This is a genomic window from Duganella sp. GW821-FHT07F09 (genome assembly GCF_059418705.1).
Genome location: NZ_JBWKQJ010000004.1, coordinates 657,653 through 670,995 on the forward strand (window position 1 = coordinate 657,653; position 13,343 = coordinate 670,995).

Consider the following 13,343-nt stretch of genomic DNA (forward strand, 5'->3'; position numbering starts at 1 on the left):
GCATGGTAGTTGCAATATCCCCTTATCCTCCATCCACGGACTTACCCAATGAAGCTACACGACTTGCGCATCGGTTGGCGCACCCTGATCCAGGAGCCGGCGTACACCCTGGCCTCCGTGCTGGGTCTCGGCGTGGGCCTGGCCGCCTGCCTGCTGCTGCTTGGCTACGTGCGCTACTCGATGGAGTACGACACGCATTTGCCCGATGCGGATCAGGTCTACGTCGTCAAACATCACTTCAATGTCGAACAATCGTCGCCGCTATTCGATCTTGCGCCGATGTTCCTGCGCGAGACGGCGCTCAAGATCCCCGGCGTCGTCGACGCCACCAGCTACATTCCGGCGCGCCCGGAAATCACGCCGCTGACGGTGCGCGTCGGCCGCAACCTGATGACGGTGCGCGGCCTGATCGTGCTGCCCGGTTTTCCGTCGATGCTGGGCCTGCGGGCGGTGCAGGGCGATCTGGCGCAGGCCCTGGAGCGGCCCGACCTGTTTGTCATCACCGAAACGGCGGCGCTGCGCCTGTTCGGCACGCGCAACGCGTTGGGACGGACCATGCTGTCCGAAGGCGCGACCATGCAGGTCGGCGCCATCGTGCCGGCGCCGCCGGCCAATACGACGATTCCGTTCGAGGTGCTGTTCGGCGTCCACGCGGGTGTGGTGGAAAAAGTCATACGGCACGAGATGCTGACCGGCGAAAGCGGCTGGATGACCAAGATGCTGCTGCGAGTGAAGCCGGGTACCCCGGTGCCGGGTATCGTCAGCCGTTTGCAGCACGCGGTGGACGTCGCGCCCAGCATGAATCAATGGCCGCCGGAGGTGCGCGAACGGCTCGGCAAGCGCAAGCCGATCGAATTGTCGATGTCGCCGCTGCGCGACGCCTACTTCGACCATACGGTAAGGAACAGCTTTATCGCGCTGCCCGGCGACCGGGCCAGCCCCGTCGCCACCGCCGGCCTGGCGCTGATGGCGGTACTGATCCTGCTGCTGGCCGGGATCAACTATGTCAACCTGGCGATGGTGCGCGTGCTGCGCCGTCAGCGCGAAGTCGCGATGCGCAAGGTGCTGGGCGCCGGCGCGCCACGCATCGCGCTGCAGTTCGTGCTCGAATCGCTGCTGGTGACGATGGTGGCGACCGTACTCGCCTTGTTGTTGGCGTGGCTGGCGTTGCCGGTTTTTTCCCAGCTGGTCAACCGCCAGCTCGACGGCCTGTTCTCGCTGCAAAACGTCGCCGCGGCCTTCGGTATCGGCGGGCTGTTGGGATTGGCCACGGCCGCCTATCCCGTTTGGATCGCGCTGCGGGTGCCGCCGCGACAGGCGCTCGAAGGGCGGCCGGATACGGAGTCGATGGGCAGCATGCAATGGCGCCGCGCGCTGACCGTGTTGCAGGTCGCCGTCGCCATGGGCTTCGCCAGCGTCACCATCGCCGTGGCGTGGCAGACCGACTACGCGATGCACGCGTCGCCCGGTTTCGATCCCGCGCAGATAGTGATCGTCGATATGCCGGAGCGCGTCAAGGACAGCGAGAAGGCGCGGCGGTTTTTCTCGGCATTGAAGGCGTTGCCCGGCGTGGCTGGCGTGGTGATCTCCGAGGACCCGGTTGGGCGGCTCGACTACCTCTGGACTCGGGCGCTCAAGCGCCCCGGCGGACAGGCCGCGACAATGGAGATGAAATCGGTCAGCGCGAATTTCTTTGAGGTGCACGGTATCGCGCCGGTGGTCGGGCGGCTGTTCAAGGAGGGCGTGGACGCCGAGAACGACAGGGTGCCGGTGGTGCTGAACGCCGTCGCCGCGCGCGAACTTGGCTTCGCCAGCGCGGAGGAGGCGGTGGGACAGACGGTGATGTTCACCGGTATTGACAACGTCGTGACGGCGAAGCGTATCGTCGGCATCGCGCCGGAGCTGCGTTTCCGTTCATTGCGGGAGAAGCCGAACGCGGTCGCTTATGACCTTTGGACCGCCGGGACGGTGCTGAGTTTGCGCGCTTCCGGTGTCCCGGCGGATATCGAACGCGCAGCGCGTGAGCTCTGGCCGAGTTATTTTCCCGATGCGATTCCGCGCACCTACCGCGCCGCCGACGTCCTGGCCGTCAATTATGAAGAGGATGCGCGCCTGGCGCGGTTGCTGGCGGTGGCCACGGGCATCGCGTTGGTGATCGCGGCTTTCGGCACTTACGTCTTGTCTGCCAACACGGTGCAGCGGCGGGCGCGCGAAATCGTGCTGCGCAGGCTGCACGGGGCGCGCCGCACCGACATCGGTCTGCTGGTGTTGCGGGAGGTGGGGGTGCTGCTGCTGGCGGCCGCCGTGCTGGCGCTGCCCATCGCGGCTGTGGCGATCAACCGCTACCTGGCCGGCTACGTGGAACATGCGCCGATCGGCTACTGGACGTTACTTCTGGCGCTTTCGCTGACTTGGGCGATCGCGCTGATCGCGATCGCGCGCCATACCTGGCTCGCGATGCGCATGGTGCCGGTGCTGGCATTGCGCATGTGAGTGCGCAATGCCCGTCGACCGCTTACATTGGCATGTATGGGCTGTTGGCGTATGGCGCGCCTGCCAGCTCGAACGCGCGGCGGATCAGGGCTTTCCAGTCGATGGACTTGGCCATCGGCGCCGCGATGGCTTGCTGGGGGGCGGGGTAGGTGATCATATAAACTCCTTTGTACGGCTTTTTGCGATAACTGCAGTCTAGCCGCTCCCCAGATATAAATGTAATTTTAAATTCCGATATTCGATATTCAGGTTGTCTATGACCTCTGTCATTTGAACCCGGGCCGGGCCTTTGGTTGCTACAGGCTGGCGAGGAGCTTGAACTGCGCCGCGCGACGGCGCGAAACCTCGATCCGCAACCCTTCGCGCAATGTCAGATCCAGCCCGCCGGTGTCGTTGGGCGTCACCTGCTCGACGTCATCGAGGTTGACGATGTGGCGGCGGCTGGCGCGGAAGAAGCGCTGCGGATCGAGCCGCTCTTCGAGCTGGTTCAGGGACCGCGGCAGCAGCGGCTTGTGCTGGCCGAAGTACACGCGCGTGTAATTGCCCTCCGACTCGAACAGCCGCACGTCCTGCAGGCTGACGAACCAGCATCGCTCGCCGTCCTTGATGAACAGTTTTTTCGCCACCGTGGGCATGACCGCGCCCGCCGCCGCCGAGTATTCCAGCGTGCGCCGAAGCCTCGATGCACAACGCCGCAAAGCGGCCGCCATGCGCGCCGCCTGGATCGGTTTTTGCAGATAATCCAGCGCGTTGACCTCGAACGCTTGCAGCGCATACCGGTCGAACGCGGTCGTGAAGATGACCTCCGGCGGCTCTTCCAACGCCGCCAGCATATCGAAGCCGCTGCCCCCGGGCATTTGCACATCCAGGAAAACCAGGTCGGGTTTGAGCGCGGCGATCTGCTGCACGCCGTCCGCCGCGTTGACGGCTTCTCCCACGATCTCCACTTCGGGGTGCGCCGCCAGAAGGCGCCTCAGTTCGGCGCGCGCCAGCCGCTCGTCGTCGATTAATAGCACCCGCATCACGCGGCCTCCGGCAAGGTCATTGTCGCCCGCACCCAACCGCTGTGTTCCGTCAAATCGAGATTGGCGCCGGAACCCAGTACCAGTGCCAGTCGTTTGCGGGTGTTGACCAGGCCGACCTTGGTCGAGTTGGCGAAGGGGAGTATCGCGCCCAGGTTGGCGATCTCGATGCGAATCATGCCGTCGTCGGCGCGGTAGGCGCGTATCTTGATCTCGCTGCCGGTGGGGTTGGCCTCGACGCCGTATTTGACCGCGTTCTCCACCAGTGTTTGCAGTGCCATCGGCGGGATGCGCACTTGTTCGAGCCCCACTCCGATGTCGACCCTGACCTGCATGCGTTCCTCGAAGCGTATTTTCTCGATCGCCAGATAGGCTTGCACGGCTTCGACTTCCGCCGACAGCGGCACCGTGTCGTACTGGCCCGACTGCAAGGCATAGCGCATCACGCTTGCCAGTTGATCGACCATTTGCGCTGCCGCGTCCTGGTCTTCGTAGATCAGGGCGCGTACGCTGTTCATGCTGTTGAAGAAAAAATGCGGATTGACCTGTGCCTGCAAGGCGCGCAGTTCGGCATCCTTGGCGCTGATCTCCAGCCGCAACGCTTCGGCTTCGAACCGGTTGGCGCGGCGCACCGCCAGTACCGACATATAGCAGGTGTTCCACACCAGATGGATGGTCCACCACGAGATCAGCGCGCCGGGAAGCCAACCGATGCCACGCACCGGGCCAAATGGTTTGATGATCAGGAAGCCGACGTATTGAACACCAGTATGGATGGTGCCGAGTACCAGGATGGCCACGGCGATGGTTTTCCAGGTGATCCGGATGCCATTGCGGATGCGCCGCTTCAGCATCCGGTGCCAGATGTCGGAGATCACCAGGCCCGCCACCGCTCCCCAGTAGCCTACCGCCAGCATGGCCAATGGGCGCGGACTGGTTGGCGTCATGGACACCATCATGATCGGCAGGGCGTTCCAGCCGACCAGCTGCAACAGCCAGTACCAGTTGAAACGGGCGAGCAGCGGGCGGTCGTTCTTCATATGGGACTTAGTTCAGGAATTGGTCGATCCGATCATACATCCAGGCCGGATCGTCGTACATGATGAAGTGGCGGGCGTTGTCCGACAGTTCCACCTTGACGCCGGCGAGCCGCTGGTACTGGGTGTTGTACGTCTGTTCGAACATCGGTTTGACGCCGTAGTCCTTGTAGGCGATCCAGCTGCCCAGCACCAGCGTGGGCGCCTTGATGCGGCTGACATCCTGGCGCAGGTCATCCGACATCAGGTCGGCCATCGCATTGATGACGGTGACGCGGTCGGAACGCTTTCCCCAGGCCGCGACGCGGTCGATGTCTTCCTGTTTGGTGACCATCGTGCGCAGCATTTGTTGTTGGCCGGCGGCGGCCGTCGCGGCGTCCTGCGTCATCATCTGTTTACGCATGCCTTCGCCCATTTCCTTCAGCTGGGCGCTGGTGGCGCTCGGCATTTGGGTGGCGCCCAGGGCGGGCAGGGAGTCGACGATGATCAGGCGGCCCACCTGGTCTGGGTGGTCGGCAGCAAGCTTCAGGCCGAGAAAGCCGCCGAGGCTATGGCCGATGACGACTGGCTTCTTCAATTTTTGGGTGGAGATGTAGTCGCTCAGTTGCTGTTCGACTGCCAGCAGCAGTGGCCCTTCGATGGCGGGTACGCCTGCGAAGCCGGCCAGCGTCAGTACGTGGCATTGGTATTTGCCGCCGTCGCAGTAGTGCGCCACTGTGCCGTCCCATACCTCGCCGGACGAGGCCAGACCGGGGATCAGGATAAGCGGCGCGCCGGTGCCGGTGACTTTTACCTGAAAGGCGGAGGGCGCGGCGCTGGCGGTGGCCGACAGCAGCAAGCCTGCGATGAGGGTGATGGCGGTGGGCAGACGGGTGAACGTGCTTCGTTTCATGGGTTGATTCCTCCTGTACCGCTATCCTAATGGCGCGCCGAGGTAACGGGGGCGATGAAGTGACGAACGGTCGCCGGCCATGATGAGTGGCGCGTTCCACCGTTCCACGTAGGGCGGATTAGGCGGAACGCCGTAATCGGCCATACATGAGTCGCCGACGGAGCTGAGCTTGGCCGATTACGCTGCGCTGATCTGCCCTGCGTGATTCCGTGGCGCCGCGTTTGCAGTGGCGTGATTTAATTTGATTGAACGCTGTCTGCTTCGGTGCGCAATCTGCGCCACAATGTGGTGCGGCTGATTCCCAGATAATCGGCGGCGGCGTCGCGGCGTCCTCCGAACCGGGCCAGTATCTCGGTAGCGCTTTCGACGCGTGCCGGTTTTATCGGCGCGGCCGGTTCGATATGAGTCGTCGGCGTTTCCAATTCCGGCGCCACGCTGAGAACAAACGCCGGCGTCAACGCCTGCAGCGGTTCGGCGGCGAGAAACAGGGCCAAACGCTCCGTCAGGTTGCGCAGCTCGCGCACATTGCCCGGCCAGTCGTAGCGCCGCAGCAGCGGTGCGCAGGCGTTCATCTCCGCGTGCAAATTCGGATGCGGGCGCGCGCCCAGCGATGCCAGCGCGTTCTTCAGGGACCACTCGGCCAGCGTCATCACGTCTTCCGTACGTGCCCGAAGTGGCGGCAGCGACAGCCGCAGCACCGCCAACCGGTAAAACAGGTCGGCGCGGAAGCGGCCTTCGCGCACGCGCTGTTCCAGGTCGCAGTGGGTGGCGCTGATGATGCGCACATTGACCGGAATCGGCCGCGTGCCGCCGACGCGCACCACTTCCCGTTCCTCCAGCACGCGCAGCAGGCGGGTTTGCAGCGCCAGCGGCATCTCGCCGATTTCATCGAGGAACAGCGTGCCGCGATTGGCCGCTTCGAACAATCCGGCATGGCCGCCGCGCCGCGCGCCCGTGAACGCGCCTTCCTCGTGGCCGAACAACTCCGATTCCAGCAGCGATTCGGCGATGGCGCCGCAATTGACGGCGACGAAGGGCCGGTTCTGTCCAAGGCTGCGCGGGCTTTCGCGGTGGATCGCTTGCGCCACCAGTTCCTTGCCGGTGCCCGTTTCGCCTTGTATCAGTACCGTGGCCGGCGATTTCGCATACAGCACGACGGACTGCCGCAGCGTCTCCATCGCCTCCGATTCGCCGCGCAGATCGTTGAGGCCATGCCTGGCGCGCAGGGTGTCGGTCACCACCGCGCCGCGCGTGCGCGCGCGGTGCGATTCCAACTGCGTCAGGCGCGCCATTTCCAGCGCGTCGTCGAAGGCGTGGCGGATCGAGGCGGCGGAGTAGACGAACACTCCGGTCAGTCCCGCTTCCTCGGCCAGGTCGGTGATCAGGCCTGCGCCGACGATGGCCTTGATGCCGGCCGCTTTCAGGTCGTTGATCTGCGCCCGCGCGTCTTCCTCGGTGGCGTAGGTGCGCTGCGCGACATCGAAGCCGAAGGTGCCGGCGAATTCCGCCAGCTCCGGCAAACGCTCCTGATACGTGATGACCCCTATCTTGTCCGATACGCGTCGCGCGCGTGCCAGCGCCTGCATCACGTCGAAGCCGCTGAACTTGGCGATCACCACCGGCACCGACAGGCGGCCTTTCAGATATGCGGCGTTGGAGCCGGCGGCGATAACGGCGTCGCAGCGCTCGGTGGCCATGCGTTCGCGGATATGGCGCGCCGCTTCGTCGAAACCGAGGTTGATCGGTTCTATCGTGGCGAGGTTGTCGTATTCCAGCGTGATGTCGCGGAACAGGTCGTACAGGCGCGACACCGAGACGGTCCAGATGACCGGTTTATTGTCGGGATCGAAGGGCAGGGGCATGGAATGTCGCATGATCCAATTGTAGCGCAATCGTTGCATGATATGTTTCGGCGTTTCACGGTGAAACAAAAATGAAACATTAAAAAAAGCTAAGTGTTTGATTTATATGAAAGGATCGGGTGGCATGCCCCTTGCAATAACATTGCAACTTCAATGCAATGCTGAAAGGTCACAACATGAGTCAATATTCCGCGGGCGCCGCCTTCCGCAAAGCTGTTCAGGAAGAATCCCCGTTGCAGGTGGTCGGCGCGATCAACGCCAATCATGCCCTGCTGGCCAAACGCGCCGGTTTCAAGGCGATTTATTTGTCGGGCGGCGGCGTGGCGGCGGGTTCGCTCGGCCTGCCGGACCTGGGCATCTCGAACCTGGATGACGTGCTGACCGACGTGCGCCGCATCACCGATGTCTGCGATCTGCCGCTGCTGGTCGATGTGGATACCGGTTTCGGCGCGTCCGCGTTCAATGTCGCGCGCACCGTCAAGTCGATGATCAAGTTCGGCGCCGCCGCGATGCATATCGAAGACCAGGTCGGCGCCAAGCGCTGCGGCCATCGTCCGGGCAAGGAGATCGTGTCGAAGCAGGAGATGGTCGACCGCATCAGCGCCGCCGTCGACGCGCGCACCGACGATAACTTCGTCATCATGGCGCGGACCGACGCGCTGGCGGTCGAGGGACTGGACGCGGCGATCGAACGCGCCGTCGCCTGTGTGGAAGCGGGCGCCGACATGATCTTCCCGGAGGCGATGATCAGCCTCGATATGTACAAACAGTTTGCCGCCGCCGTCAAGGTGCCGGTGCTCGCCAACATCACCGAATTCGGTTCGACGCCGCTGTTCACGGTGGACGAATTGCGTGGCGCCGATGTCGGCCTGGTGCTGTATCCGCTGTCCGCCTTCCGCGCCATGAACAAGGCCGCCGAAAACGTCTATGGCGCGATCCGCCGCGATGGCACCCAGCAGAACGTCGTCGATACCATGCAGACCCGCGCCGAGCTGTATGAGCGCATTAACTATCACAGCTTCGAGCAAAAGCTCGACGCCTTGTTTGCGGCGCAAAACGCGACCCAGAAAAAATAACAGGAGACCAGACATGACCGAGACCACCTTCAAACCAAAAAAATCCGTCGCGCTGTCGGGCGTCACCGCCGGTAACACCGGGCTGTGCTCCGTCGGCAAAACCGGCAACGACCTGCATTACCGTGGCTATGACATCCTGGACGTGGCCAACTCCTGCGAGTTCGAGGAAATCGCCTATCTGCTAGTGCACGGAAAACTGCCCAACGAGGCGGAACTGCGCGGCTACAAGGCCAAGCTGCGCTCCCTGCGCGGCCTGCCGCAGGCGCTGAAGTCGGCGCTGGAGGCGCTGCCGGCGTCGGCGCACCCGATGGACGTGATGCGCACCGGCGTTTCGGTGCTGGGCTGCGTGCTGCCGGAGAAGGACGACCACAACGTGCCGGGCGCGCGCGATATCGCCGACCGCCTGATGGCGTCCTTCGGTTCGATGCTGCTGTACTGGTATCACTTCAGCCACAATGGCAAGCGCATCGACGTGGAAACCGACGACGATTCCATCGGCGGCCACTTCCTGCATTTGCTGCACGGCTTCAAGCCGTCCGACAGCTGGGTGCAGGCGATGCACACGTCGCTGATCCTGTATGCGGAACACGAATTCAACGCGTCGACCTTCGCCGGGCGCGTCATCGCCGGCACGGGGTCGGACATCCACTCGGCCGTCACCGGCGCGATCGGCGCGCTGCGCGGCCCGAAACACGGCGGCGCCAATGAGTTCGCGTTCGAGATCCAGAAGCGCTATGAGAATCCGGATGAAGCGGAAGCGGACATCCGCAACCGGGTCGCCAACAAGGAAGTGGTGATCGGCTTCGGCCATCCGGTGTACACGATCTCCGATCCGCGCAATGTCGTCATCAAGGAAGTGGCGCGCAAGCTGTCGCGCGAAGGCGGTTCGATGAAAATGTTCGACATTGCCGAACGCCTGGAGACCGTGATGTGGGACGTCAAGAAGATGTTCCCGAACCTGGACTGGTTCTCGGCCGTGTCGTACCACATGATGGGGGTGCCGACGGCGATGTTCACGCCGCTGTTCGTCATCTCGCGCACGTCCGGCTGGGCCGCGCACATCATCGAACAGCGCATCGACAACAAGATCATTCGTCCGAGCGCGAACTACGTCGGCCCGGAAGATCTGCAATTCGTGCCGATCAAGGACAGGAAATGATGAATACCTTATTCCGTAAGCCCTTGCCGGGCACCCGGCTGGATTACTTCGACGCGCGCGCCGCCGTCGACGCGATCCAGCCAGGCGCCTGGGCCAAACTGCCTTACACGTCCCGCGTGCTGGCCGAGAACCTGGTGCGCCGCTGCGATCCGGCGACGCTGAATGCCTCGCTCGGCCAGTTCATCGAACGCCGCCGCGACCTGGATTTCCCGTGGTTCCCGGCGCGCGTGGTGTGCCACGACATTCTCGGCCAGACCGCGCTGGTCGACCTGGCCGGCCTGCGCGACGCCATCGCCTTGCAGGGCGGCGATCCGGCGCTGGTCAATCCGGTGGTGCCGACCCAACTGGTGGTCGACCATTCGCTGGCCGTCGAATGCGGCGGCTTCGATCCAGATGCCTTCGACAAGAACCGCGTGATCGAGGACCGCCGCAACGAAGACCGCTTCGATTTCATCAACTGGACCAGGAAGGCGTTCAAGAACGTCGACGTGATCCCGCCGGGGAACGGCATCCTGCATCAGATCAATCTGGAGCGCATGTCGCCGGTGATCCAAACCGTGGACGGTGTGGCCTTCCCCGACACGCTGGTCGGCACCGACTCGCACACGCCGATGGTCGATGCGCTGGGCGTCATCGCCATCGGCGTCGGCGGACTGGAGGCGGAAAGCGTGATGCTGGGCCGCGCATCGTGGATGCGGCTGCCCGACATCATCGGCGTCGAGCTGACCGGCAAGCCGCAGGAAGGCATCACCGCCACCGACACGGTGCTGGCGCTGACCGAATTCCTGCGCAAGCAAAAGGTGGTGTCGTCGTACCTGGAGTTCTTCGGCGAGGGCGCGGCCCACCTGACCCTGGGCGACCGCGCGACCATCTCCAACATGGCGCCGGAATACGGCTCCACCGCCGCGATGTTCTACATCGACGAGCAGACCATCAAATACCTGAAGCTGACCGGCCGCGATGATGAACTGGTCAAGCTGGTGGAGCTGTACGCGAAGGAGACCGGCCTGTGGGCGGACGCGCTTAAAACCGCCGAATACGAGCGCGTGTTGACGTTCGACCTGTCGTCGGTGGTGCGCAATATCGCCGGTCCGTCGAATCCGCACAGCCGCGTGCCGACGTCGGAACTGGCCGCGCGCGGCATCAGCGGCGTGGTGGAAAACGAACCGGGCCTGATGCCGGACGGCGCCTGCATCATCGCCGCCATCACCAGCTGCACCAACACCAACAACCCGCGCAATATGATCGCCGCCGGTCTGCTGGCGCGCAACGCCAACGCGCGCGGCCTGACCCGCAAGCCTTGGGTGAAAAGTTCGCTTGCTCCCGGCTCCAAGACCGTCACCTTGTACCTGGAGGAGGCGGGGCTGATGCCGGAGCTGGAGAAGTTGGGGTTCGGCGTCGTCGCCTACGCCTGCACATCGTGCAACGGCATGTCCGGCGCGCTCGATCCGGTGATACAAAAGGAAGTGGTGGAGCGCGACCTGTACGCCACCGCCGTCTTGTCGGGCAACCGCAATTTCGACGGCCGCATCCATCCTTATGCGAAGCAGGCCTTCCTGGCGTCGCCGCCGCTGGTGGTGGCGTACGCGATCGCCGGCACCATCCGCTTCGATATCGAGAAGGATGTGCTGGGCCACGACGCCAACGGCCAGCCGGTCACCTTGAAGGACATCTGGCCGTCGGACGAGGAGATCGACCGCATCGTCGCCGCCAGCGTCAAGCCGGAGCAGTTCCGCAAGGTCTACATCCCGATGTTCGCCAAGGAGGAGGACGACGGCCTGAAAGTGAGCCCTTTGTACGACTGGCGCCCGCAGACCACGTATATCCGCCGTCCGCCATACTGGGAAGGCGCGCTGGCCGGCGCCCGTCCGCTGAAGGGCATGCGTCCGCTGGCGCTGCTGGGCGACAACATCACCACCGACCATCTGTCGCCGTCTAACGCCATCATGCTCGATAGCGCGGCCGGCGAGTACCTGGCGAAAATGGGCCTGCCGGAGGAGGACTTCAACTCCTATGCCACGCACCGTGGCGACCACCTGACAGCGCAGCGCGCAACCTTCGCCAATCCGACCCTGAAGAACGAGATGGTGCGCGGGCAGGACGGCAAGGTGATGGCCGGTTCGCTGGCCCGCATCGAACCGGAAGGCCGCGTCACGCGCATGTGGGAAGCCATCGAGACCTATATGGAGCGCAAGCAGCCGCTGATCGTCATCGCCGGCGCCGACTACGGCCAGGGCTCGTCGCGCGACTGGGCGGCCAAGGGCGTGCGGCTGGCCGGTGTGGAGGCGATCGTGGCCGAGGGCTTCGAGCGCATTCACCGCACCAATCTGGTCGGCATGGGCGTGCTGCCGCTGGAGTTCATGCCCGGCGTGAACCGCTTGACCTTGGCGCTGGACGGCACCGAGACCTATGACGTGATCGGCGCGCGCACGCCGCGTTCGACGCTGACCCTGGTGATCAATCGCCTCAGCGGCGCGCAGGTGGAGGTGCCGGTGATCTGCCGTCTGGATACGGCGGAGGAAGTGTCGATCTACGAGGCGGGCGGCGTGCTGCAGCGCTTCGCCCAGGATTTCCTTGAATCCGTGAAGGCGGCATAGATATGACGAACAACACCATCCACCCGCCGCAAATCAAGATCCCCGCCGTGTATATGCGCGGCGGCACCAGCAAGGGCGTTTTCTTTCGGCTCGGCGATTTGCCCGAAGCGGCGCAAACCCCGGGCGCCGCGCGCGACGCGCTGCTGCTGCGCGTGATCGGCAGTCCCGACCCCTACGGCAAGCAGATCGACGGCATGGGCGGCGGCACCTCCAGCACCAGCAAGACGGTGATCGTGTCGAAAAGCGACAGGCCCGATCACGATATTGATTATTTGTTCGGCCAGGTCTCCATCGACAAGGCGTTTGTCGACTGGAGCGGCAATTGCGGCAACCTGTCGGCCGCCGTCGGCGCCTTCGCCATCAGCGCCGGCCTGCTGGACCCGGCGCGCGTTCCGCAAGACGGGATTGCCGTGGTGCGCGTGTGGCAGGCCAATATAGGCAAAACCATCATTGCCCACGTGCCGATGAACAACGGCGAAGTGCAGGAGACCGGCGACTTCGAATTGGACGGCGTCACTTTCCCGGCGGCCGAAGTGCGGTTGGAGTTCATGGACCCGGCGGCGGACGAGGAGGGCGCTGGCGGCTCCATGTTCCCGACCGGCCGGCTGATCGACGATCTGGAGGTGCCGGGCATCGGCACGTTGAAGGCGACCATGATCAACGCCGGCATCCCGACCATTTTCGTCGAGGCGGACGCCATCGGCTACACCGGCATTGAACTCCAGGACGCGATCAATGGCGACGTGGCGGCGCTGGCGATGTTCGAGACCATACGCGCGCACGGCGCGCTGCGCATGGGCCTCATCAAGCATCTCGACGAGGCGGCGCAGCGCCAGCACACGCCGAAGGTGGCGTTTGTAGCGAAGCCGGCGACCTACATTGCCTCCAGCGGCAAGCGGATCGGCGCCGGCGATATCGATCTGCTGGTGCGCGCGCTCTCGATGGGCAAGCTGCATCACGCGATGATGGGCACCGCCGCCGTGGCGATCGGCACCGCCGCCGCCATTCCCGGCACGCTGGTCAACCTGGCGGCTGGCGGCGGATCGCTGGAGGCGGTGCGCTTCGGCCATCCATCGGGTACCTTGCGCGTCGGCGCGCAGGCGACACACCAAAACGGCGAGTGGCGCGTGACGAAGGCGGTCATGAGCCGCAGCGCGCGCGTGCTCATGGAGGGCTGGGTGAGGGTGCCCGCCGCGTGAAGCTGG

At 64.2% G+C, this 13,343-nt stretch carries 10 protein-coding genes; 5 read left to right on the forward strand and 5 right to left on the reverse strand.

The window, feature by feature from the left end:
* Positions 1 to 48 precede the first annotated feature (48 nt).
* Positions 49 to 2,493, forward strand: coding sequence for an FtsX-like permease family protein (locus AC07P1_RS14315; protein ID WP_494696424.1), 2,445 nt, complete (start codon positions 49 to 51; stop codon positions 2,491 to 2,493).
* Between the two features lie 22 nt (positions 2,494 to 2,515).
* Here AC07P1_RS14315 and AC07P1_RS14320 read toward each other — a convergent pair whose 3' ends face one another.
* From AC07P1_RS14320 to prpR, 5 genes are all read right to left on the reverse strand, one after another.
* Positions 2,516 to 2,650 (reverse strand): hypothetical protein, encoded by a 135-nt coding sequence (locus AC07P1_RS14320; RefSeq protein WP_494696425.1) that lies wholly within the window; start codon positions 2,648 to 2,650, stop codon positions 2,516 to 2,518.
* 139 nt (positions 2,651 to 2,789) lie between these two features.
* Positions 2,790 to 3,515 (reverse strand): LytR/AlgR family response regulator transcription factor, encoded by a 726-nt coding sequence (locus AC07P1_RS14325; RefSeq protein ID WP_494696426.1) that lies wholly within the window; start codon positions 3,513 to 3,515, stop codon positions 2,790 to 2,792.
* Positions 3,515 to 4,555: a sensor histidine kinase gene (locus AC07P1_RS14330; protein ID WP_494696427.1), complete on the reverse strand. Its 1,041-nt coding sequence runs from the start codon at positions 4,553 to 4,555 to the stop codon at positions 3,515 to 3,517. Before AC07P1_RS14330 ends, AC07P1_RS14325 begins: the two co-directional genes overlap by 1 nt.
* Before the next feature lie 7 nt (positions 4,556 to 4,562).
* Complete coding sequence (locus AC07P1_RS14335; RefSeq protein ID WP_494696428.1) at positions 4,563 to 5,444, reverse strand: alpha/beta fold hydrolase; 882 nt, start codon at positions 5,442 to 5,444, stop codon at positions 4,563 to 4,565.
* 236 nt (positions 5,445 to 5,680) lie between these two features.
* A complete protein-coding gene (gene prpR / locus AC07P1_RS14340) occupies positions 5,681 to 7,318 on the reverse strand; it encodes a propionate catabolism operon regulatory protein PrpR (RefSeq protein WP_494696429.1) in 1,638 nt (545 codons plus the stop codon).
* A 164-nt stretch (positions 7,319 to 7,482) separates the two neighbouring features.
* On the opposite strand from prpR, the gene prpB reads away from it, so the two are divergent.
* From prpB to prpF, 4 genes are read left to right on the forward strand one after another with little or no spacing between them, the layout of a single operon-like run.
* Positions 7,483 to 8,382 (forward strand): methylisocitrate lyase, encoded by a 900-nt coding sequence (gene prpB / locus AC07P1_RS14345; protein WP_494696430.1) that lies wholly within the window; start codon positions 7,483 to 7,485, stop codon positions 8,380 to 8,382.
* Between the two features lie 13 nt (positions 8,383 to 8,395).
* Positions 8,396 to 9,541 carry a bifunctional 2-methylcitrate synthase/citrate synthase gene (prpC, locus tag AC07P1_RS14350; RefSeq protein WP_494696431.1) on the forward strand — a complete coding sequence of 382 codons (1,146 nt, stop codon included), beginning with the start codon at positions 8,396 to 8,398 and terminating at the stop codon, positions 9,539 to 9,541.
* A complete protein-coding gene (gene acnD / locus AC07P1_RS14355) occupies positions 9,541 to 12,138 on the forward strand; it encodes a Fe/S-dependent 2-methylisocitrate dehydratase AcnD (RefSeq protein WP_494696473.1) in 2,598 nt (865 codons plus the stop codon). The genes prpC and acnD overlap by 1 nt, the downstream gene beginning before the upstream one ends.
* A 2-nt stretch (positions 12,139 to 12,140) precedes the next feature.
* Positions 12,141 to 13,337 carry a 2-methylaconitate cis-trans isomerase PrpF gene (gene prpF, locus AC07P1_RS14360; protein WP_494696432.1) on the forward strand — a complete coding sequence of 399 codons (1,197 nt, stop codon included), beginning with the start codon at positions 12,141 to 12,143 and terminating at the stop codon, positions 13,335 to 13,337.
* Positions 13,338 to 13,343 lie beyond the last annotated feature (6 nt).